17 protein-coding genes and 1 CRISPR repeat array are annotated in these 22,647 nt (G+C 54.4%); of the genes, 5 read left to right on the top strand and 12 right to left on the bottom strand.

Annotated elements, in window-relative coordinates:
• Positions 1-86 precede the first annotated feature (86 nt).
• Positions 87-1,091 (top strand): lipoate--protein ligase, encoded by a 1,005-nt coding sequence (locus FLT43_RS11335; protein WP_087444804.1) that lies wholly within the window; start codon positions 87-89, stop codon positions 1,089-1,091.
• Between the two features lie 94 nt (positions 1,092-1,185).
• On the opposite strand, the gene FLT43_RS11340 is transcribed toward FLT43_RS11335, so the two are convergent.
• A complete protein-coding gene (locus tag FLT43_RS11340) occupies positions 1,186-2,043 on the bottom strand; it encodes a MurR/RpiR family transcriptional regulator (protein ID WP_087445406.1) in 858 nt (285 codons plus the stop codon).
• Positions 2,044-2,251: 208 nt separating this feature from the next.
• Between FLT43_RS11340 and FLT43_RS11345 the strand changes: the two genes are divergently transcribed.
• Together FLT43_RS11345 and FLT43_RS11350 are read left to right on the top strand one after the other, a co-directional pair.
• Positions 2,252-3,166, top strand: coding sequence for a DMT family transporter (locus tag FLT43_RS11345; protein ID WP_087444803.1), 915 nt, complete (start codon positions 2,252-2,254; stop codon positions 3,164-3,166).
• Positions 3,167-3,258: 92 nt separating this feature from the next.
• A complete protein-coding gene (locus tag FLT43_RS11350; RefSeq protein ID WP_087444802.1) occupies positions 3,259-4,059 on the top strand; it encodes a Cof-type HAD-IIB family hydrolase in 801 nt (266 codons plus the stop codon).
• Positions 4,060-4,102: 43 nt separating this feature from the next.
• Here FLT43_RS11350 and FLT43_RS11355 read toward each other — a convergent pair whose 3' ends face one another.
• Entirely contained in the window at positions 4,103-4,984 is an 882-nt protein-coding gene (locus FLT43_RS11355; protein WP_087444801.1) for an MBL fold metallo-hydrolase, read from the bottom strand.
• A gap of 234 nt (positions 4,985-5,218) precedes the next feature.
• Between FLT43_RS11355 and FLT43_RS11360 the strand changes: the two genes are divergently transcribed.
• Positions 5,219-5,965, top strand: a complete 747-nt coding sequence (locus FLT43_RS11360) for a glycerophosphodiester phosphodiesterase (protein WP_087444800.1) — start codon at positions 5,219-5,221, stop codon at positions 5,963-5,965.
• 789 nt (positions 5,966-6,754) lie between these two features.
• On the opposite strand, the gene FLT43_RS11365 is transcribed toward FLT43_RS11360, so the two are convergent.
• The 8 genes from FLT43_RS11365 to FLT43_RS11400 all read right to left on the bottom strand — a co-directional run bounded on the left by FLT43_RS11365 (position 6,755) and on the right by FLT43_RS11400 (position 17,912).
• Positions 6,755-8,041, bottom strand: a complete 1,287-nt coding sequence (locus tag FLT43_RS11365) for a helix-turn-helix domain-containing protein (protein WP_087444799.1) — start codon at positions 8,039-8,041, stop codon at positions 6,755-6,757.
• A gap of 261 nt (positions 8,042-8,302) precedes the next feature.
• Positions 8,303-10,194: a CRISPR direct-repeat array (repeat unit 32 nt; unit sequence ATTTCAATCCACGCATCCGCGTAGGATGCGAC).
• Between the two features lie 554 nt (positions 10,195-10,748).
• Complete coding sequence (locus FLT43_RS11370) at positions 10,749-11,900, bottom strand: sulfate ABC transporter substrate-binding protein (protein ID WP_087444798.1); 1,152 nt, start codon at positions 11,898-11,900, stop codon at positions 10,749-10,751.
• Positions 11,901-11,916: 16 nt separating this feature from the next.
• Positions 11,917-12,987 (bottom strand): sulfate/molybdate ABC transporter ATP-binding protein, encoded by a 1,071-nt coding sequence (locus FLT43_RS11375; protein WP_087444797.1) that lies wholly within the window; start codon positions 12,985-12,987, stop codon positions 11,917-11,919.
• A 1-nt stretch (position 12,988) separates the two neighbouring features.
• Positions 12,989-13,861 carry a sulfate ABC transporter permease gene (locus tag FLT43_RS11380; protein ID WP_087444796.1) on the bottom strand — a complete coding sequence of 291 codons (873 nt, stop codon included), beginning with the start codon at positions 13,859-13,861 and terminating at the stop codon, positions 12,989-12,991.
• On the bottom strand, positions 13,858-14,673 hold the full coding sequence (cysT, locus tag FLT43_RS11385) for a sulfate ABC transporter permease subunit CysT (protein WP_087444795.1): 816 nt from the start codon (positions 14,671-14,673) through the stop codon (positions 13,858-13,860). Before cysT ends, FLT43_RS11380 begins: the two co-directional genes overlap by 4 nt.
• A 484-nt stretch (positions 14,674-15,157) precedes the next feature.
• Positions 15,158-15,760: a TetR/AcrR family transcriptional regulator gene (locus tag FLT43_RS11390; RefSeq protein WP_087444794.1), complete on the bottom strand. Its 603-nt coding sequence runs from the start codon at positions 15,758-15,760 to the stop codon at positions 15,158-15,160.
• 14 nt (positions 15,761-15,774) lie between these two features.
• On the bottom strand, positions 15,775-16,407 hold the full coding sequence (locus tag FLT43_RS11395; RefSeq protein WP_040732978.1) for a YigZ family protein: 633 nt from the start codon (positions 16,405-16,407) through the stop codon (positions 15,775-15,777).
• A gap of 149 nt (positions 16,408-16,556) precedes the next feature.
• Entirely contained in the window at positions 16,557-17,912 is a 1,356-nt protein-coding gene (locus FLT43_RS11400) for a glucose-6-phosphate isomerase (RefSeq protein ID WP_087444793.1), read from the bottom strand.
• 250 nt (positions 17,913-18,162) lie between these two features.
• On the opposite strand from FLT43_RS11400, the gene FLT43_RS11405 reads away from it, so the two are divergent.
• Complete coding sequence (locus tag FLT43_RS11405) at positions 18,163-19,053, top strand: NAD(P)-dependent oxidoreductase (protein WP_087444792.1); 891 nt, start codon at positions 18,163-18,165, stop codon at positions 19,051-19,053.
• Positions 19,054-19,224: 171 nt separating this feature from the next.
• Here FLT43_RS11405 and rarD read toward each other — a convergent pair whose 3' ends face one another.
• Both rarD and tkt read right to left on the bottom strand, forming a co-directional pair.
• On the bottom strand, positions 19,225-20,169 hold the full coding sequence (gene rarD / locus FLT43_RS11410; RefSeq protein WP_087444791.1) for an EamA family transporter RarD: 945 nt from the start codon (positions 20,167-20,169) through the stop codon (positions 19,225-19,227).
• A 145-nt stretch (positions 20,170-20,314) separates the two neighbouring features.
• Positions 20,315-22,333: a transketolase gene (gene tkt / locus FLT43_RS11415; RefSeq protein WP_087444790.1), complete on the bottom strand. Its 2,019-nt coding sequence runs from the start codon at positions 22,331-22,333 to the stop codon at positions 20,315-20,317.
• Positions 22,334-22,647: the final 314 nt, after the last annotated feature.

Consider the following 22,647-nt stretch of genomic DNA (forward strand, 5'->3'; position numbering starts at 1 on the left):
TATTGATAACGATTATCAATATCAAATATAAGTTGTCTTTTGTTCCAAATCGATTACAATTAACAGAAGAAGGAGGCGGACGAGCCATGAAGTTTATCGACAATCAAGGCATCACCGACCCTCGCGTCAACCTGGCGATCGAGGAATTTGTTCTGAAGCATTTGCCGCTGGAAGAGGATAGTTATTTGTTATTCTATATCAACGAGCCTTCCATCATTATCGGCAAAAACCAAAATACGATCGAAGAAATCAATAGCGATTACGTCAAAGCGAATAACATTCACGTTGTGCGCCGCCTGTCGGGCGGAGGCGCCGTGTATCATGATACAGGAAATTTGAATTTCAGCTTCATCACGAAGGATGACGGGCAGTCATTCCACAATTTCCGCAAATTTACGCAGCCCGTCATCGATACGCTCCGTTCTCTCGGCGTCAATGCTGACTTGACCGGACGCAATGACATCCAGGTCGGAGAGCAAAAAATATCCGGCAATGCCCAGTTCTCCACGCGCGGGCGCATGTTCAGCCACGGCACGCTGCTGTTCAATTCCGAGATGGAGCATGTCGCCTCGGCGCTCAAGGTCAAGCCGATCAAAATCGAATCCAAAGGCACGAAATCGATTCGTTCCCGCGTCGCCAACATTTCCGAGTTTCTTGCCGAGCCGATGACAATCGAGCAGTTCAAGGATACGATACTCCGTCATATTTTCGGGATGGAGCCGGATCAGGTGCCGCAGTACAAGCTGACGGAACAGGATTGGGAGACGATTCATCGCATCTCGCAGGAGCGTTATCAGAACTGGGATTGGAACTATGGCTCATCGCCGAAGTTCAACGTCGAGCATTCGAAGAAATTCCCGGCCGGAATCGTCGACGTGCGCATGGATGTCGAGGACGGATTGATTCAGCGTATGAAAATATACGGCGACTTCTTCGGAGTTGGCGAAGTCAGCGATATTGAGGCGCGCCTGCAGGGGGTTCGCTATGAGGAGCAGGCGATTCGCGAAGCGCTTGCCGATATGGATATCAATCATTATCTCGGCAATATCAGCGCGGAAGACTTCATCGGACTCGTCATGCTGAATGAATAGATAACTAGGCCCGGACTGTCTTGGATGCCAAGGCGGCCCGGGCCTGTCTATGTTTGCCTGGCAGCCCGCGCATGGGCGGCAGGCCGTTCGATTGTCAGTATAGCTTGTCCTGCACGGCTTGAGCCGTCCGGTTGATGGCGCGATGCGCCCTCTCCTTTGCCTGCAGCGCCACCGCGGTAGACAAAATGTCCAGCACATGAATTTGCGCGATTTTGGACGAGAACGCCCCGCCCTGAAGCGGCGTCTCCTTCGCTTGGATCAGCAGAATCGAATCCGCGTATTTCGTGATCGGCGACTTCGCATGGCTCGTGAGGCAGATGAAAAAGACGTTGTTCTCCTTCGCCAGGCGCACGGCGTCCACCAGATCCTTCGTGCTGCCGGAGGTGGAGATACCAAATACGACATCTTGATCGGTCATCAGCACCGCGTTCATGGCCATCACATGCGGATCCGTTACGGCCTCTCCCGCGAAGCCCAGCCGCATGAAGCGGTACTGCGCATCCATCGCGGTCATGGCGGACGAGCCGACGCCGAAGAAAAAGATCCGGTTGGAGCAGACGATCGCTTCCACCGCTTTTTGCAGGTCCTTCATATTCAGCAGGGACAGCGTATGCTCCAGCGACGCGACGTTCTCCAGCGTCATCTTCTGCGCCACGGCCGCCAGATCGTCCTCCTCGTCAATCTCGCTCTCTTGATGCTTGAGCGGGGTCACCAGATCTTTGGCCAGAGACAGCTTGAACTCCTGGTAGCTGGTAAAGCCCAGATTGCGGCAGAACCTCAGCACCGACGTCTCCCCGGCATCCGACTTCTCAGCCAGATCCGTCACCGTCGCATACAGGACCTCATCCGGGCTTCTCAGCACATAATCCGCGATTTTTTTCTCCGTTTTCGTCAATGAAGGATATAAGCTCCGTATTAAAAGAAGCGTGCTCGTATGCTCGCCAGTGGTCATGATGGATTCACTTCCATTCCTCGTTCTCCCCTCATTATACCGAACCGGAAAATAAGCCGTCCACACCGATTCCCGGCATGCTTCTTCCCGCTCCCGGCCCCGCAAGCAAGGAAGCAGCTCTACACCAATGCACTGCGTTCTTGCCAACTCGCCGCGCCTGCTGTAAAATTTGAAAATTCATGTGCACATCAAAGGAGCGTCGCTTGCTGTGAAACATCGTAAATTAGCGTCGGATTTATGCTTGTTGTTTGTCGCTTTCGTATGGGGAAGCACCTTCCTCATCGTCCAGCATGCCGTGCTCGTCCTGCCCCCGCTGGCCTTCAACGCCGTAAGATTCGCCGGAGCCGCGCTCCTGTTCGGCTTCGTCGCCCTGCTGAGCAGAAGGCGGCGCCAGAGCAGCAGCCGCTCAGGCACGCGAGCGCTGCTTCTGCACGGCGCGCTGCTCGGCGTGTTCCTGTTCGGGGGCTACGCCTTCCAGACCATCGGCCTCGTGTACACGACGACAACCAATGCCGGCTTCATTACCGGGCTGTCGGTCGTACTCGTGCCCTTTATCAGCCTGTGGCTGGCCAAGCAGCGCCTGCAGCCGCCTACCTGGATCGCCGCTGCTCTGGCGCTGGCGGGGCTCTATTTTCTCGCCTTTAATGGCGGTGCGGTTCACTGGAATGAGGGCGATGGCTATGTGCTCCTATGCTCGTTCTGCTTCGCGCTCCATATTGCTTTCACCGGGAAATATGCGGCCATCCATGATACCGTGCTGCTCGTCACGATGCAGTTCGCCGTCGTCGCGCTGGCCGCAGCCGGCAGCTCCTTCCTGTTCGAGCCGCAGCTTACGGGAGCGGCGCTGTGGGGAGCGCTGACGGAGACGAAGGTTATCGTCGCCCTGCTTATCTCCATCTGCATCTCCACCGCCTTCGCTTATTGGGCGCAGACGTGGTGCCAGCAATACACCTCCGCGAGCAGAGTTGCCGTCATCTTCGCGATGGAGCCGGTCTTCGCTGCCATTACGGGCGTTACCTTTGCCGGAGAGACGCTCGGCTTGTGGGCGATCGTGGGCTGTCTGCTGATTTTGGCGGGAATGATCGCCGCTGAATTGAAATGGGGCCGGCATGCGGTACAATAGAGGGAGAAACTCGCATCTATTGACTATCATCGGAGCGCCGGTCTGACATAGAGAGAGTGCCAGGCGGCTCGGAAAAAGGAGAGACATCGACATTGTACAAGCTTATTGCCATTGATATCGACGATACGCTCATTACAGACGATAAGGAGATTACGCCCGGCACGAAGCACGCGCTTGAGCTGGCTGTCGCCTCAGGCGCCACCGTCACGCTGGCCACGGGCCGCATGTATGCGTCCGCCCGCAACCTGGCCTTGCAGACCGGACTCAACGTTCCGCTTATCACCTATCAGGGCTCCCTCGTGAAGAACGTGATGGACGGTCATATTTTGTACGAGCGGGCCGTGCCGAAGGAAGCAGCGATGCGCCTGCTCCGTTATTGCGATGAACAGGGACTTCATCTTCAGCTCTATATCAACGATCATCTGTACGCCCGCAAGGAGAATGACAAGCTGATCGCTTATGCCCAGCTGTCCGATATTCCTTATACAATCGAACCGGATTTCGATCGGCTGCTCGCTTCCCCTTCCACCAAAATGCTCATCATCGACGAACCGGCGACGCTGGATGCAGTCGCCGCCGAATTGAAGGAGCTGCTTGGACCGGATGTCCATATTACGAAGTCGAAGCCTCACTTCCTGGAAGTAACGCACCGGGAAGGAACCAAGGGCAGCGCCCTGCGCCATTTGGCGCAGCATGTCGGCTGCAGCCTGGAGGAGACGATCGCCATCGGCGATTCATGGAACGATCATGACATGATCGAGACGGCCGGCCTCGGCGTCGCTATGGGCAATGCCGTCGACTCGCTCAAGGCCGTGGCCGATTACGTGACGCGCACCAACAACGAAGAAGGCGTGCGGCATGTTATCGAGAAATTCATCCTGAACCAGGCGTAAAGCCTGCCTACCGCCGCCGGGCCCGTTCCCGGCGGCTTCCTTGTTATTGCAGCGGAATGTTCAGCCCCGTACGGGCCAGCGTTACCGAGGCCGGCAGCTCTGGATAATTCCCCCGGAGGTCGACGCCGTGAGACAAGTGGGTGAACACCGTCTTGCGCGGCTTCACCTCGCGAAGGACTTCGACCGCTTCCCGCATGTCATAGACCGAGCGAGTCTCGTAAGGTGCCTCCTCATGGACGAAATTCGTCCCCAGAATCAACAAATCCAGCCCCCGGAACCAGGCCAGCTCCTGCTCGCCGAGCCCGAGCGCATCCGAGGCATAAAGCCAGCTGTGAATCTCCAGCTTGTTCTTGCCCGCGGGCCTTCCGCTTGACCATGGATCGAAGCGATAGGCGTACGAATAGCCATTCTTGCCGTGATTGACGCGAATGGGCTGAATGCTCCAATCCTTCCAGCGCCACGGCCCTTCAATATATTGAAACTCGATATACCGTTCCAGCCAAGGGTACATCGTCCGGATCGTCTCTCCTACCTCGGGCGGCATCGTCGCCCGCCCCTTCCGCTTCAACCAGCGGCAGGCATCCGCGTAGGCCGTCAAGCCTGCGATATGATCCTGATGCGCATGCGTAATCAAAATATCGTCCAGCCAGTACAGCCCCGCTCTCTCCATCTGCCCCGTCCAGTCCGGCCCGCAATCGACGAGCAGCCGTTCCTCGCCCCGTTCAAGAAGCACAGACGAACGGTAGCGCCGGTTCACTCCTTCCTTCCTCGCCTCCTCGCACACCGGACAAGCGCAATATACGCGCGGCACGCCCATCGAGTCGCCAGTTCCCCAGAACGTAACGGTCCAGCCTCTGACGTAACCTGCGGCGGAACCGTCTTCGTCATAGGGGAATCCTGGAAGCTGCATCGATTGGTCTATCATCTCTATTCCTCCTCTTGAACAGGCGGTGCCTTTACAATATTCATATGTTCTGTTGGCAATTCTCCATTGTTCTCCTGTCATGCTTCCAGTATAATCGGTTTCGAATCGATATGCATGGCAAACAAGCGGCAGACTGCAGATTACCTGTGCCGACGAAAATACAGCCGACAGCCGGCCGCCTCATTCACCCAAGGATACTGCTACATAATCGTCAATACCGAAGGAGGCCTATCCATGACTGTTCCCTTACACACGAGCCCCGTGGAAATCGTTGCCCACCGCGGCTACGCCGCCCTTTTTCCTGAAAATACGATGATTGCATTCCGGCGGGCGCTTGACATGGGCGCGGATGCGCTGGAGATTGACGTGCACCATTCGGCTGAAGGCGTCCCGGTCGTCATTCATGACGATACGCTGGACCGGACGACCGATCGCTCGGGACCTGTCCGAAGCAAGAGCGTGGGGGAGCTGCAGAAGGCTGACGCCGGCATCAAGTTCCATCCAGATTACGCCGGAAGCGGCATCCCTCTCCTCGAAGAGGTGCTGGCGCTGCTGTCCGAAGGCCGGGCTGGCCTGCAGTTGGAATTGAAGGAGCACATTAACGAGCAGGAAGCGGCAGGGCTGCTGCATTTGCTGGATACCTATAAATTGACGGAACGAACCATGATTATTTCATTCCATGTGGACAATTTGCGGTTGATTCGAAGCCTGCATCCCGCTATCGAGGTAGGCTGGCTCTCCGACAAATTGGTCGATCTCGACATCCTGACCGGACTCGGCCATGCTGCGCTACTGCTGCAGTATCGGGCCGTCTTGAACCATCCTGACATTGTCGCCACCGCCCGGGAGAAGGGCTTCAGTCTCGCTGCCTGGACCATCCGCGACGAAGCCGATGCCCGCAAGCTGTACGATCTGGGCGTCCGGCGCATAACGACCGACATTCCATTGAAGGGCGTCTTGCCCGCCTCGGCCTCGGAATAATCAGGAGCTGGAGCGAGAGGGAAGCTTTCGTGATCAACCAACACTTTCGTACCTTCCTCCTTGGAAGAAAATCTATCGCCTCGCTCAAGACTCGGAATGCCGTCTGGGCGGGGCGTTTTTTGCTTTTAACTCGCTCAGTCGGCTCCATGCTTGGCGCAGCATATCCCCCTCTTCTCTTCCTTATGAGCAATCTCCCATCCGCTCAGATTACGAGCACATTTCTGACCGAAGGGGAGAGTGCACATAGGGAACAAACAGAACATACCAACGCAATTATTTACGGCATGCCCCCTGGCTGGATGCGACGTAACTTGCGATACGCTCAGGCATACAGCGTTCTTCACACCGCCGCCTTTCATTTCAACCCACAACCAGCCATGTTCGGAATGGCAGCGCATCGTTCCCGTTCGGCATCATCACATTGCCTGTCATACTGGATGTCCCAGAGTCGCCCAAGCCTTTCCAAGGAGGACTGAGCATCATACCGCTGGACTTTATATCGTCTAGCGGCGTTCTTTCTTTTCTGATACTCCACAAGGTAAATATCCAACTCTTGGTACGCTCTCAATTTTGTATCTCAAGCAATCGACTTCGTTAAGAAAAAAAGACATGAAAGTTGCCCCCATTCGCGATAAGGTATAACGTTAGTTGCTCGCATCTAGAAGCCGCTCTTGGTGCAACTGTATCATGATTTTCCTTTAATTCCCTTACTTAACTTCGAGGAAAATTCGACGAGTTTTCTCATTTTTTTCAATAAAAAAAGACACCTCATATATGGCGTCCCTTGAGTTACCTCAATTCATATTTCATGCATTGGTCGAAGATATTCTGAAATTTTTTTATAATCTCAATGTCCATCCGCTCGTCTTTTTCCATAACCAACTTCATCATGAGATGGCTGCTTCGCTCATTAAATTTGTCGTTGACTTTGGAATACCACGAGGCGCTTTCCAAATAACATTGAGCCCCAATTTCAATATTTCCGACAGAAACGCAGTAGTCTCCTTTTAGTTTATAGTAATGGGCCAGTTCCGACTTTTTATACGGTGTATGGCAGGGGATAGAAATAACCTTCTCTTCCCACCGGAACAACTTTTCAATGGAAGTCCAATCCTTCTTCTCAAGATAGATTATCATAAGCTGCTTGATAACATGCAACAAAGCATTATCGCCGCAACTCTGCAAACATTCTTCAAGCTGTGCCAAGGCAAGATCCCTTTTGCCTTTTTTGGAATACAGAACAGCGGTCATTAATTTTGCGTTGTCTTTTATGTGGGGATAAGGAAATGTCATATATTGTTGTAAATATGATTCGCTCAAGTCATACTCGCCTAAATAATAGTAAGAATTATGAACTACAGCAATGGACTCTGCCTTGGTCAAGCTTATCGGTATTTCCTCGGTTACGTTATTCATGCATAAATCAATACTCTCTTGAAAGAGCCGCAAGTTATACGCATGAACGCCTAATTTATAATACAAGCTTACCCGTTCTTCTGCCGATAAAAAGTCAACATAATGGAGAACATATCTTCCCGAATCATAGGTTGCATGTAGTTTGGTAAAGTCATTTCTTTCAATCAGGTATTTTTGAAAAAGAGCTTTGGCGGCAAACTTATTGATACCGTGCCCGCGGGACTGACGGATAATGAGATCATACAACACGAGTTTGAGCGAGTCGCTAGTCACTTCCAGATCCACAAACTCGTACAATCTTTCCATTAAATCGATGCTGTCCATATCTTTACTATGTAAACAGGCAGATGCCACTTCAACAATTAAATCCGTCGCATCTTCCTTGATCACTTCTCGTAAGATTCCGAACAAAACATTGGATTTTTGCCTGATTTCAAGATAAGGTTGGACGATTTCATGAATAGGGATTTGTAATGCCTTAGCTATGTGACAAACTTTTTCAAATGAAGGACGCTCTACCTCATCATTTTCAATTTTAGAGATATAGCCTGTGCTGACGCCTGACAACTCGGCAAGCTGGCTTTGCGTTAGATTGGCTTTATTTCTGTATTGTCTTATGCTGTCGCCAATAGTGAAATATTGTAGCGACGATGCTTCCATATCCTCACCCTTCCAAGAAATCTTTATTTTCACATTACCATAATATTCAATTTTTTCAAATCGACTGAGAGGCTTTTAAAGCGAGGTTTCCCCTTTGCAAACCTATGGCAATACTATCCCGCCTGACATCTCCACAGCAGTTGCCGAAACCGCCTGTAGATGTGTCCTTTACAGTTGAGAAAGGGAATATAATCGGTATCAATATAAGCGTCCTCGTAGGATGCGACCCAGGGGATTGCGTCAGCAATCCAAATCCTAATGATTTCAATCCACGCATCCGCGTAGGATGCGACGATGCGCGTACTGCCTTCCGTTCCGTCGTATTATTTCAATCCACGCATCCGCGTAGGATGCGACGAACTGTACCAAGATGGAAAATTGATATATACGCAAATTTCAATCCACGCATCCGCGTAGGATGCGACCGGCAGATTCATGCGGGTATTCTCGATGTCATTGCATTTCAATCCACGCATCCGCGTAGGATGCGACCAGCGGGGATTCGAACATGTTGGCACATGGTCATTTATTTCAATCCACGCATCCGCGTAGGATGCGACTATGTCTGGGACGAAAAAAAGCAAAAGTTCGTGAGATTTCAATCCACGCATCCGCGTAGGATGCGACGGCGGATGTCAGTTTGATTAGATCTACGCCTAATATTTCAATCCACGCATCCGCGTAGGATGCGACGTTGAAACTCGCCCATAATGGTTCCTGCCGTAGCGACATTTCAATCCACGCATCCGCGTAGGATGCGACAGGGCGGTCTGAAAGCGTCGGGTCTGCGATACATATTTCAATCCACGCATCCGCGTAGGATGCGACGATAGGACGGATTAATAACCACGCTGCTGTCATAGATTTCAATCCACGCATCCGCGTAGGATGCGACCCCTAAGCGGAAATGGTTTCCCGTCTCGCTTCATATTTCAATCCACGCATCCGCGTAGGATGCGACAGTGGTTACTGTTCAATGAGTTTCTTCCTGGAGCATTTCAATCCACGCATCCGCGTAGGATGCGACTTCGCAGCTGCTTACCCTATTTCCTATTCAATATATTTCAATCCACGCATCCGCGTAGGATGCGACAATCTATGGTGGCAAAACGAAAGCCTCCTGCTAAATTTCAATCCACGCATCCGCGTAGGATGCGACGGAATCCATTCCGGCCAATAGCTTGAGCATCGATATTTCAATCCACGCATCCGCGTAGGATGCGACCTAATCATCCAGACCGTGCTCTTGAGGTTCCGGATATTTCAATCCACGCATCCGCGTAGGATGCGACTTACCGTCGAATGCCCAATCCGAAATCGCAGGTATATTTCAATCCACGCATCCGCGTAGGATGCGACCCCGAACTCCTTTGCCTGATAGTCATACACGAAGTTATTTCAATCCACGCATCCGCGTAGGATGCGACGCGGGATCAGACTATAGCTCGCGGATATGGGAATTTCAATCCACGCATCCGCGTAGGATGCGACGATTTCATATGAATCTATTCCAAGTAGGTAGTACATTTCAATCCACGCATCCGCGTAGGATGCGACGTGAAACTCCGGTGCCTCATCGTAACATGTGATATCATTTCAATCCACGCATCCGCGTAGGATGCGACTGATTCGCGTAATACCTCGCGCGTCGTCGAATTATTTCAATCCACGCATCCGCGTAGGATGCGACTATACAGCGCGAGATAGACCGTTGCAGGCGACGAATTTCAATCCACGCATCCGCGTAGGATGCGACTGCGGGTAGCCACAGCACTACTCGCGAATGGGTACATTTCAATCCACGCATCCGCGTAGGATGCGACATTCACGGACAACGACAGTCCAGGCAAAGAGATATTTCAATCCACGCATCCGCGTAGGATGCGACCGTGGGATACGATGACCGCGATGCACCTACTCAATATTTCAATCCACGCATCCGCGTAGGATGCGACATATCGCGAGGTGAACCGGAAGGCAGAAATAGGCATTTCAATCCACGCATCCGCGTAGGATGCGACGCGGCCTCATACCCGAGCCTGTCGTTAATTAGTCATTTCAATCCACGCATCCGCGTAGGATGCGACCATGTGCGGATCGTAACGCGATATGGATAACGGGATTTCAATCCACGCATCCGCGTAGGATGCGACAGCGAAAAATAACACAATATATAATAATATAAACATTTTCTTACATGAATTTCACACCAAGTGAGCGATTAAGCACGAAATAGTCTTCAAACCATTGAACTTCCATCACAAAATTGGATAATATTTCAATAAAATTGGTGCGAATCCCCCGGGAATTTCATATGCACTCCACATTCGCACTTGCCACAGAATGGGCTTTTTATTAAATAATAAAAATAAAAACCATTTTGTTATTTTCTTTTGCCCTGATTTTGAGTATATCATGCTTACATGTGTTGCACTAACTTTCTACATCGGTTTTAAGCAAAAGATTGCTTTTCTGAGCCGAAGGGAGAATGCTTATAAGGAGTGAGCAAGGTCTATCCCCACCAGCGAACAGCGACACGGGCACTTCCTCCGTACCCACACTAACTCGATAAGCACTAACAGCCTCACCCTACTACCTGAACCGGAAGCATCGGCACCCGTGAACCTTCCGACCCATTTCCCTGGAAAAAGAAAATGCGCAGGCATCACCGCCACGCGCACTTCATCCACGTTCGCTTAACCGGGTTCTACTCTTCAATCCCTGCAAGCACCTCGTACCAGATGCCCCGCTTGCTGTACAAGGTCTCGCGGATATGCTTCCAGCCGCCCATATCTTCGATGCCGAACAAACCGGCCGACTCAGGATAACGGTCACCCGTCTCCGCCCTCACTGACGGAGAAACAGGTCGGAACCCGGCTTCCGCCAACAGGCGCTGGGCCTTCGGCTCCCGCAAGTAATCTACGAACGCCTGGGCGATGTCTGTCGTGCCATGCTTTTGTGCATACTGGTCAACGACGACGACGGGGTTGTCGATGCGAATCGTCCGCTCCGGCCGGACCAGCTCGTATGGGACGCCCGCCTGCATGCGGGACAGAATTTCGTTCTCGTAGGTCACGATGACATCGCCTACGCCGTATTCGAAGGCGGCCATCGATGCCCTGCCGCTTTTGTCCATCGAGATGACGTTCCGGTGAACGCTCATCAGCAACTCCTTGGCCCGGCGCTGGCTATCCTCTCCCCGCTCCTTCGCCTCCAACAGGCCGGCTCCGTAGATCGCATTAATATCCCATTGGGCGCCGCCCGATGTCTTCGGGTTCGGGTAGAGGACTTGAATGCCCGGCTTGGTCAGGTCGCTCCAGTCGCGAATCTGATGCGGGTTCCCTTCCCGCGTACCGAGCACGACGATGGAGCCGGTGACCATGCCTCCATAAGCGTCAAGCGCTTGCCAATCCGCCGGTACGAGTCCAGCCTGCACGAGCTTATCGACATCGCCCTCCATCGAGAAGAGCGCGACATCGGCTTCCAGGCCGCCGGCAATCGAGCGGGCTTGCGTGCCTGAGGCTTCGTATGATTCCTGGAAGACGACCTGCTGCCCGGTCTTCGCCTTCCAATCCGCCGCGAATTCAGGCAGTATCCGCTGCATCACGTCCTTCACGACGGAATAGGCGCCAATGACGAGCGTGACGCTATCTTGACCGGACTCCTCCGGCAAGGGAGAGACCGCAGCCTTCCCAGACGAGGACGATTGAGGGGCAGATTCGGCAGTAGAGGTCTGGTCCTGCTGCCCCTTCTCCTGCGGAGAGGCATCCCGCCCGCCGGGACTGCAGCCAAATAAGAGAATAAAGATGATGACTGTCGCAATAAAGCCGGATAGGCCGCGTGATTCGTCCCTGTCCATCTTGCCCCTCCTCCGTTCAGCCCGTAATATGAACAGGCAGTTGCTCTGTCTTCAGCCGGTTCTCGACCATCCAGCTCGCGTCTCCCTCGAACATATAGACCCGATGGATCAAAACCTGGACCTGCTCGCCTGCTTGAAGCTGCGGCCTTTCCAGCGAACGGTACGTCTTCAGCACCAGATCGCCCACCTGGACCTCCACCATCCATTCGCTGCCCCGGAAATGGACCGCCTTGACCCGTCCGGACTCGCTCGCGGACGCCAGCCTTACCTCGCCTTCTCTTCCGACCTCGATATATTCCGGCCGAATGAGGGCTCTCATCTCTTCCCCAACGTTCACTATTTCGAAGCCTTTCAAGGCGTATATATCGTTCAAAATGGTCGATTCCCCGATGAATTCGGCTACAAAAGGCGTCTCCGGCATTTTATAAATTTCCCATGGCGTCCCTTTCTGCTCGACACGTCCCTGGCTGATGATCATAATCTCGTCCGCCACCTCAATCGCCTCATCCTGATCATGCGTCACGAAGATCGAGGTGATGCCTACGCGCTCGATCAGCTCCCGCAGCCAGCTCCGCAGCTCCTGGCGAATCTTCGCATCAATGGCCGCGAACGGCTCGTCGAGAAGCAGCAGCTGCGGCTCAGGGGCCAGCGCCCGGGCGAATGCGACCCGCTGCCGCTGCCCGCCGGACAACTGATGCGGGTACCTCCGTTCCACGCCGGACAGTCCGGTCAGCTCCACCAGTTCGGCCACGCGTTCGCGAATCCGCGGCTTCGGCCATTTCTGAATATGCAGCCCGAAGGCGATGTTGTCATAGACATTCATATGCTTGAACAGCGCATAATTCTGGAACACGAAGCCGATGCCCCGCTGCTGCGGAGGCACATCATTGACGACGGTCCCCTGGAACAAGATCTCGCCTTGATCCGGATGCTCCAGCCCGGCCAGCATCCGTAGCACCGATGTCTTCCCGCCGCCGCTCGGCCCAAGCAGGCCGATGAGCTGGCCTGCTTCAACAGAGAAGCTAACGTCACGAACGGCGTGATAGGCGCCGAACCATTTATTTAACTGGCGAACCTCAATATGCATGTCAATCGACTCCTTTGTGCCCTTTATGCTTTTTCGCCCATTCCATGAGCAAAAGCAGTACGACCGAGACGCATGCCAACACGAGCGCGAGGCTGCCGGCCGAACCGATATTGAAATTCTCCACATCCTGATAGACGAGCGTCGTCGCCGTCTGTGTCTTATTCATGATGTTGCCGGATACGACCAGGACGGCCCCGAATTCGCCAAGCGAACGGGCAATCGTAAGCACCACCCCGTACGTGACCGCCCACTGGATAGACGGCCAAGTGACCTTCCAGAAGATCGTCCAGTCATACGCGCCCAGCGTCGAAGCCGCCTCTTCCTGCTGCGTGCCGAGTTCCTGCAGCACGGGGGCCACTTCCCTGACCATCATCGGGAACGTCACGAACAAGGTCGCGAGCACCATGCCGGGAAAAGCATAGACGACAGGCATGCCCATCCCGGAGAAGAGGGCGCCCAGCACGGTATGGGGCCCGAGCAGCAGCACGATCATGAAGCCGCCGATGACCGGCGATACGGCGAACGGAAGATCGACGATGCTGTTCAGCAGCCGCCGGGCCCGCTTGCCCAGCCAGCGCCCGCGAACGAGCAGCAGGGCGAACAGGACGCCGAATATCGTGTTGAGTATCGTCACGACGATGACAACGGCTCCGGTCATGGCCATCGCATGCAGCGCCTCCGGCCGGGTGAGGGAGGCAGCGAAGGAGGAGAAGCCGCCACGGAACGCTTCGGCTCCGATCTGGGCCAATGGAGCCAGCAGCAGGAGCATAAAGACGGCATACGTCATCCCGATTAAGGCGGCGCGCGTTCTGGAAGACTGCGCCGGTCTTGAATGCCGGGAAGAGACAGGGAGGGAGGCAGATTTGTCTATCATGACGATACCCTCCGCAACTGCAGCGTGCCGGCCAGCCAGAGAATCAGGAACGAGATCGTGAGCAGGAGCACCGAGACGACGGCGGCGCCTTGGGGATTGTCGCTCTCGATCTCCCCGAAAATATACACTGACGCAACGAGCGTCTTGCCTGGGATGTTGCCCGCTACGAGCACGACCGCCCCGAATTCGGCCATCGCCCGGGAGAAGGCGAGCATCGCGCCGCTGAGGATGCCCGGAAGCATCTGCGGCAGCAGTACGTGCACGAAGGTCCGCAGCCGGGACGCGCCGAGCGTGTAGGACGCTTCCTCCTCGGAACGATCCGCCTCTTCGAGCAGCGGCTGCACCGCCCGGATGACGAACGGGAAGGTGACGAAGACCATCGAGACGACGATTGCCGGCTCGGCGAGTACAAGACGCCAGCCCGCCTCCTCTGCCGCGCGGCCCGCCAGGCTGCCGGGACCGAGCAGAAGCAGAATCATCAGCCCGCCTACCGCGGTCGGCAGCGCGAACGGGAGATCAACGAGGCTGTTGAGCCATGCTCTTCCCGCGAACCGGTACCGGTGAAGCACCCAGGCTGTCATCGTGCCGATAATCATATTGATTGCGGTCGCGATCAACGCCAGCCGGAACGTCAATGCAACGGCATGCCAGGCCAGCGGCTCGGCAATGCTCTCCCGGAATGCCTGCCAGCCTCCACTGAACGATTGCACATAGATTCCGCCGATGGGCAGTACAATGAGCAGAAAAACATATAACAGCAATGTCGAGCGGAATCCCCAGATTGCGCCTTTGTGCCGCAGGACACCATTCACCCCAGACTCCTCCAATCCGCAACAAATATAACATTATTCCTACTTGTTTACTCGGTGTTTATTGTGATTACTTTACCAAAAACTAGAACAGAACGTCAATACCTAACTAATTCTTATGCAACTTATTCGAAATGCTTATGATAGGTGATTACCTAGTGCCTGGATTTTTGCGGAGGGGGATAATCTTGGGGTTGATGCTTCAGGCAAGAAGGAGAAGAGCGGAAAAGTGCTTCGGAGGAGAGGGCAGCGATAATCGGAGGTGAAGACAGCGAAATCGGAGGTGAAGTCAGCGATAATCGGAGGTGCAATCAGCAGATTTCAAAGCGGATGATGCGGGCATGGGAAGCCGTTGTTTCCCGTGTTTATGGATGGCAGCGGAAAGACAACCCTGGCGGGGGCAGATCAAAACAGGACAGCCGCTGCAAGAGTTGACGGACTGCCCTGTCTATCGGATGAGCAGGATATATTCGGGGAAAGGCAGGAACTACGCCGATTGGGCCGCATCCAATACCCTCCGGTACAAAAAACGAATATGGGCCAGAGCAGCCGGTTTGATCTCTTCATAAGTGACTTGATCTTGAATGTAGAAGGAGATGAACCCGTGCATTGCCAAAAATATACTAAGCGGAATATTATGACGCTCTTGCTCCGAATGCGCATTGCCTGCCATGGCCTGCCTGACGATGGTCGAGAACATCTCCAGACAGCGAGCCTGCTCTGTCCGTGCATAGGCAAGCAATTCCTCATCTCGCGTCATGAACATAATCTCGTAATGGTGGGGATGATCCAGACCGAACCGGATGAACTCCAGCAGGACTTGCTCCATCTTGGATAATCCTTCGGAAGGAGTCTGGTTGAGAACACGTTCGAACAGCCGTTCGAGCCGATTGAAATCTTCCCGGACAAGCGCATAGAACAGTTCGGCTTTATCTTTGAAATGATAGTAGAGCGAGCCATGGCTATAACCCAGGTGCTGGCCGATGCTTCGCATGGAGATAGCCCGGTACCCTTTGGTTACGAACAAGTGGCGCGCCACTTCCAAGATTCGCTCACGCGACAATTCTTGATCCACTGCTTTTCTCGGCATAGCGGTTGTTCTCCTTATTCCCCTTCAATGTAATAAGTAGGATCTCCCTTCCGAATCACGGCCTGCCCTTGCGTGAGATCCGTGATCCATGCGACAAACCGGTCGGCGTCCGACGCCACAGGCAAGCACGTCAAGGTCACCTTGTCGGTAAATTGCGTCTCTCCCATCCTCGTCTCTTTGTTACGCAATTCATTTTCCAATTTGCCAAGCCATGTGTAATCAATGTCAACGAACACTTCCTGATGCAGTACTTTCTCAATGGCCTCCGCCGCTTCGATAGCGGCAACGGCCCCATCGGTGTAGGCCCGAATCAGACCTCCGGCTCCGAGCAAAATTCCGCCGAAATACCGGGTTACGACGATGGCCGTATTTTTTAACCCTTGATTGCGAATGACCTCCAGTATCGGCTTGCCGGCCGTTCCGCTTGGTTCGCCGTCATCCGACGCCTTCTGAATCTCGTCGCGCTCGCCTATCATATAGGCCGAGCAGTTGTGCGTGGCATTCCAATGTTTACGCTTAATTTCCTCTATAAATGCAATTGCCTCTTCCTCGGTCTCGACTGGCCGGCCGTATCCGATAAAGCGAGATTTCTTGATGACAATCTCCTTGCTCCCGAATTGACGAACTGTCTTGTAACGTTCTAACAGGGGAATCACCTCTCCATGCATGTTCAACAAGGCCTGGTATCCGCTCCTGTCGAACACCCTCTTCCATGAGTGCCAAGAAAGCAGTTCTCCCGTACGGAGAACTGCTTCCCGGCTTATCGCTTATCTTCGATGTATCGGCGGCTGCCCGATTAGCGGGACAGTCTCGCCTCCAGTTCAGCCTTCTCTGCCTCATAGCCTGGTTTGCCCAGCAAGGCGAACATATTTTTCTTATAGGCTTCCACGCCCGGCTGATCGAAAGGATTGACGCCAAGCAGGTAGCCGCTGATCCCGCATGCCTTTTCAAAGAAGTATACCAAATAACCGAAGGAGTAAGGGGTCATGTCCGGAATCGTGACAATCAGATTCGGCACATTGCCATCCGTATGCGCAAGCATCGTTCCTTCGAACGCTTTTTTGTTAACGAAATCCATCGTCTTGCCGGCCAGGAAGTTCAGCCCGTCCAAATCGTCCGCATCTTCCTGAATCGTTACTTGATGCGGCACTTCCGCAACCTGAATAATCGTCTCGAACAGGTTCCGCGTTCCTTCTTGAATGAACTGCCCCATCGAGTGAAGATCAGTGGAGAAGTCAACGGCAGCCGGGTAGATTCCTTTGTTGTCCTTGCCTTCGCTCTCCCCGTAAAGCTGCTTCCACCATTCCGACACATAGTGCAGGGACGGCTCATAGTTCACGAGAATCTCGATAGCCTTGCCTTTGCGGTAGAGCGCATTGCGGACGGCTGCATACTGATAGCTCTCGTTCTGCTCCACATCGGGATTGCTGTACGCTTCCGCCGCGGCTTGCGCCCCTTGCATCATCTCGTCGATATTGATGCCGGCTGCCGCGATTGGCAGGAGACCTACCGCCGTCAACACCGAGTATCTTCCGCCCACGTCATCCGGAATGACGAACGTCTCGTAGCCTTCCTCGGTCGACAGCTTTTTCAGCGCCCCCTTCTCGCGGTCCGTCGTCGCAAAGATGCGCTTCTTCGCTTCTTCCTTGCCGTATTTTTTCTCCAGCGCCTCGCGGAAGATGCGGAACGCAATCGCCGGCTCTGTCGTTGTGCCGGATTTGGAGATGACATTGACGGAGAAATCCTTGCCCTCGATCAGTTCCATCAAATGGGCGATATACGTCGAGCTGATGTTGTTCCCCGCGAAATAAATCTCCGGCGTCTTGCGCTTGTCCTTCGGCAACATGTTGTAGAAGGAATGTCCCAGCATCTCGATGGCTGCGCGCGCTCCCAGATAGGAACCCCCGATGCCGATGACGATCAGCACGTCGGAGTTGGATTGAATCCGGGCCGCCGCTTCCTTGATGCGTGCGAATTCTTCCTTGTCATATTGGGAAGGGAGATCGATCCAGCCTAGGTAATCCGAACCGGCTCCGCTCTTATTATGTAGCTGCTCATGCGCCAGGCGAATGGGCTCTTTGAAGTAATCAATTTCATGCTGACTTACGAATGTCAACGCCTTGCTGTAATCAAAGTGCACTGTTTTGGTCATCGTACACCCTCCTCGAGTATTGGTTGACTTTGCCACTTTAACCCATGAAAATCAATATAGTCCTAGGATAATGGATTTTTCTTTGAAACACAAGGGAACGCACTGTATTGAAAAGGTTTACATGATAAAATTAATTGATATTATACCATGAAACGGGCGGTAACATACAGAAACAACGTGCGGACAAGAAGGTTGCTTTCCTATGTTACAATGGAGACGAAGGAAAAGACAACGTGAGGTGACGATGCGAATGAAAGTAGCCGTATTGGGTTTAGGAACGATGGGGGCGCCAATGGCCGCCAATCTGATTCGCCAAGGCTTCGAGGTGACGGTATACAACCGTTCCGCCGGCAAAGCGGACGAGCTGGTGGCGATGGGTGCCCGTGCAACGCAATCGCCGCAGGAAGCAGCCCTCAATCAAGATATCGTCTTGACGATGGTAAGCGACGACCAGTCAATTGAAGCGGTCTATTATGGCGAGCAAGGTCTGTTGAACAGCGTTCGCGAAGGCATGATCGTAATTGATTCGAGCACCATCTCGCCTTCTCTGGTCAAGCGGGTGACTGCGGATGTGGAAGCTCGCGGGGGAACCTTCCTTGACGCCCCGGTTACGGGGAGCAAGCCAGCCGCGATCGCGGGCACGCTCGTGTTCATGGTCGGCGGGCCGCAGGAGGCGCTCCATAAGGCAATGCCTGCATTCGAAGCAATGGGAGGCCGAATCGTCCATGTCGGACCGAACGGCAGCGGATCCATTACGAAGCTGGCACATAACGCAATCGTCGGCATCAACAATGCGGCACTCGCCGAAGGCTTCTCGATGGTGGCGCGCGCAGGCGTCGACCCGGCGGCATTTCTCGAAGTGGTGCGCAACGGCAGCGCCGGCAGCAAGGCAGCCGAGCTGAAGGGAGAGAAAATTATCGAAGGCAACTTCGACAATCAGTTCTCCTTGAAGTTAATGTTGAAGGATCTGAAGCTTGCTTCCCGTCTCACTGAAGATATGCAATCGCCTTCTCCGATGCTGGATGCAGCCAAGAGCCTATTCCAGATGGGGCAGACGGCCGGGTATGGCGAAGAGGATTTGTGCTCCGTCGTGAAAATGTACGAGCAGTGGATCGGACAGCCGATCGGGAAAAGTAAATAAACGTCAATGCATAACAAAGGGAGTGGGCGCATCTGCGCCGCACTCCCTTCGTGCGCTTATCCGCGAATGGCCGCGGACATCAGCTTCCCGCCGCTAGCCGGCCCTGAGCCCTGTGCACGGCCTAGGACTAGGCGCCTCGGGCTAGGGCCTTGCACGAGCCTCAGACTCAGGCTAGGCCTGCAGCTTCTTGCGCGCGTCAAGCTTGCCCTCGCCCGTTCTGCGCACGAGCATGCCTCTAGACCGCGACCAGGAAAAAATAATCAGCGCGACCCAGATCAAGGAGAACGCGAACAGTTGCGACGCGTCGAACGGTTCATGGAACACGAACAACCCCAAGAGCAGCATGATCGTCGGCGCGATATATTGTAGAAAGCCCACCAGCGTAAACGAGATGCGCTTCGTTCCGGCCGCGAACAAAAGCAGCGGAACCGCCGTCACGATGCCTGCCCCCATCAGCAGAAGCACGATCGATAGCTGCTCCTCCGCCAACGGAACCGCGCCGGAATTGAAAAAGAACAAGAAGATGAGAGCAAACGGCGCCATAATGAAGGTCTCCAAGGTCAACCCCGTCCAGGCGCCAACCGGAATCTTCTTTTTGATGAGCCCGTACACGCCGAAGGTCGCCGCCAACGTCAGGGCCGTCCAAGGAAAGCTGCCGTAGTGTACCGTCAGCCACAGCACGCCGGCCGCCGCGATGGCAACCGACAGCCATTCGGCCTTGTTCAAGCGCTCCTTCAGGAAGAAGGTCGCCAGAAATACATTGAACAGCGGGTTGATGTAATAGCCCAGACTTGCCTCGACGACATGATTGCTTTCTACCGCAAAAATATAGATGAGCCAGTTGATGCTAATGAGCACGGAGGCGATGACGACGCCGGCGGCCTGCTTTTTGTGCCGGCAGATCTCTTTAATCTCCGCGGCGACCACCTTCCATTTCCCCAGCAGGAGCAAGAGAAGGAGCATAAATACGAGCGACCATATGATTCGATGCGCCAATACCTCTCCGGCAGGAACCGTGCCGACGGCCTTCCAGTACAGCGGCAGAAAGCCCCAAATCAGATAAGACAATCCGGCTGCCAGCACCCCCGTCACATATTGGCTTTGCTTTTGTTCCACGGTTAATCCACCCTTCCATCCATTACAAAGACCGCTGGCACCGGAATGAGTGCTATGCCCATATCCGTCCGCCAGCGGCCTGTATGCTATTGCAACCCGGCACATCGTGCCGGATCACGGTCTATGTTATTGCTGAGGCTTGCTCTTACAGCAACGCCTTCACGCGGCTGACGACATTCTCTACCGTGAAGCCATATTCGGCCATGACACGGTCGCCAGGCGCGGATGCGCCGAACGTCGAGATGCCCAGGATGTCGCCTTGATCGCCGACATAGCGTTCCCATCCGAATGGATGAGCCATTTCCACCGCCAGGCGGGCTTTGACATTCGGCAGCAGGACGGAATCCTTGTATTCCTGCGGCTGCTTCTCGAACAGATCCCAGCTCGGCATGCTGATGACGCGAACGTGGATGCCTTCTTCCGCCAGCGCTTGCTGCGCGCGCACAGCCAATTGCACTTCGGAGCCCGTCGCGATAATTTGCGCCTGCGGCTGGCCGTTCGCCGCGTCGCTGACGACGTACGCCCCGCGGGCCACGCCTTCGCGCGCACGCTCTGCCGACGTATCCAGAATCGGCAGGTTCTGGCGCGTCAGGACGAGCACGACCGGATTCGAACGGTTCTCCATCGAATACGCCCAGGCAGCCGATGTCTCGTTGCCGTCTGCCGGACGGATCACCGTCAAGCCCGGAATGATGCGAACGGAAGCCAGCTGTTCGATCGGCTCATGCGTCGGTCCGTCTTCGCCGACCGCGATGCTGTCATGCGTCAGCACGTAGGTGACCGGAAGCTGCATCAAGGCAGACAGGCGAACCGCCGGACGGAGGTAATCCGTGAACACGAAGAACGTGCCGCCGAATACCTTCACGCCGCCGTGCAGCGCCATGCCGTTCATGGCTGCCGCCATCGCGAACTCGCGAACGCCGAAGTAAATGTTGCGGCCGTCATATTGGCCCGGACGGTATACCGGCAAGCCTTTGAGATGCGTCATCGTGGAGCTCTCCAGATCCGCCGAACCGCCCGTCAGATGCGGCACATTGCCTGCCAAGCCGTTCAGCGCGTTGCCGGAAGCGACGCGTGTCGATACTGGCTTGTCCGCTGTCGTGTAAGCCGGCAATTCCGCATCCCAATTCGCAGGAAGCTCGCCCTTCGCCGCCGTCTCGAACTGAGCGGCCAATTCCGGATACGCCTGCTTATATTGCTCGAACATGCGATCCCAAGCTTCGTTCGCCCGGAGTCCCTTGTTCTTCACATTCTCTTCGAAATTTTGGTATACTTCCTCAGGCACGAAGAAATCTTCATGCTCCCATTGGTAGAATTGCTTCGTCAGCTTCGCTTCCTCCGCGCCGAGCGGGGAACCGTGGGTTCCGCCATGGCCGCCCTTGCCTTGCTTGTTCGGGCTGCCGTAGCCGATCACCGTTTTCACTTCGATAAGCGTCGGCTTATCCGCTGCTTGCTTCGCCTGCGCAACTGCGCGCGCAAGCGCGTCGAGATCGTTGCCGTCCTCGACCAGCAGCGTCTGCCAGCCATACGCTTCATAGCGCTGGCGCACATTCTCGCTGAAGGACAGGTCTGCTCCCCCGTCCAGCGTAATATTATTGGAATCGTACAGCACGATTAGTTTGCCCAATTTCAGATGGCCGGCTAGAGAAGCCGCCTCGCTGGCCACGCCTTCCATCATGTCCCCATCGCCGCAAATGACGAAGGTATGATGGTCAATGACTGAATAACCGTCACGATTGTAAGTGGCTCCCATTTGCGCCTCGGCCATTGCCATGCCGACAGCCATGGCGATGCCTTGACCCAGCGGACCCGTCGTCGCGTCTACCCCTGCTGTATGGCCGAACTCAGGATGCCCCGGCGTCTTGCTGCCCCATTGGCGGAACTGCTTGATTTCATCCATCGGAAGATCATAGCCGCTCAGATGAAGCAATCCGTAGAGCAGCATCGATCCGTGGCCCGCGGACAATACAAAGCGGTCACGGTTAATCCATGTCGGATTGGCTGGGTTATGCGTCATCTCTTTCGCGAACAGCTGATAACCCATCGGTGCAGCCCCCATCGGCATTCCCGGATGTCCCGACTTTGCCTTTTCGATCGCATCGATAGCCAGAGTTCGGATGGCCGCTACAGAGAGCGTGTCCAATTGCGCTTGGTTGACAGTCATTGCTGATTTCCTCCTCATATCCTTCTATGTCCAAGCCAACGAGCGGCCGCGGCAATTCACCCGCCCTCGCTCAGCTTGTCCTTATATGCATTTGATTTATTGTACCATTACTCTTGCTTCGACGCCACTTTTTACATGACGAAAAGCCGCCTGCAGCCGGAATGAAATCATTTCCATAAAGAACCGATGCTCCTTCTATTATGGTTCGATTCCCGGCTCTGCATTCGGGCGGACGCGGCAGCAGGACGGGCCCAAATGCGGCAACGCCCTTCTGCAGCGAAGGGCGTTGCCGTTGACTCTCACATTTTAAATGA

It is taken from the genome of Paenibacillus thiaminolyticus, from assembly GCF_007066085.1.
GTDB classification, from domain to species: domain Bacteria; phylum Bacillota; class Bacilli; order Paenibacillales; family Paenibacillaceae; genus Paenibacillus_B; species Paenibacillus_B thiaminolyticus.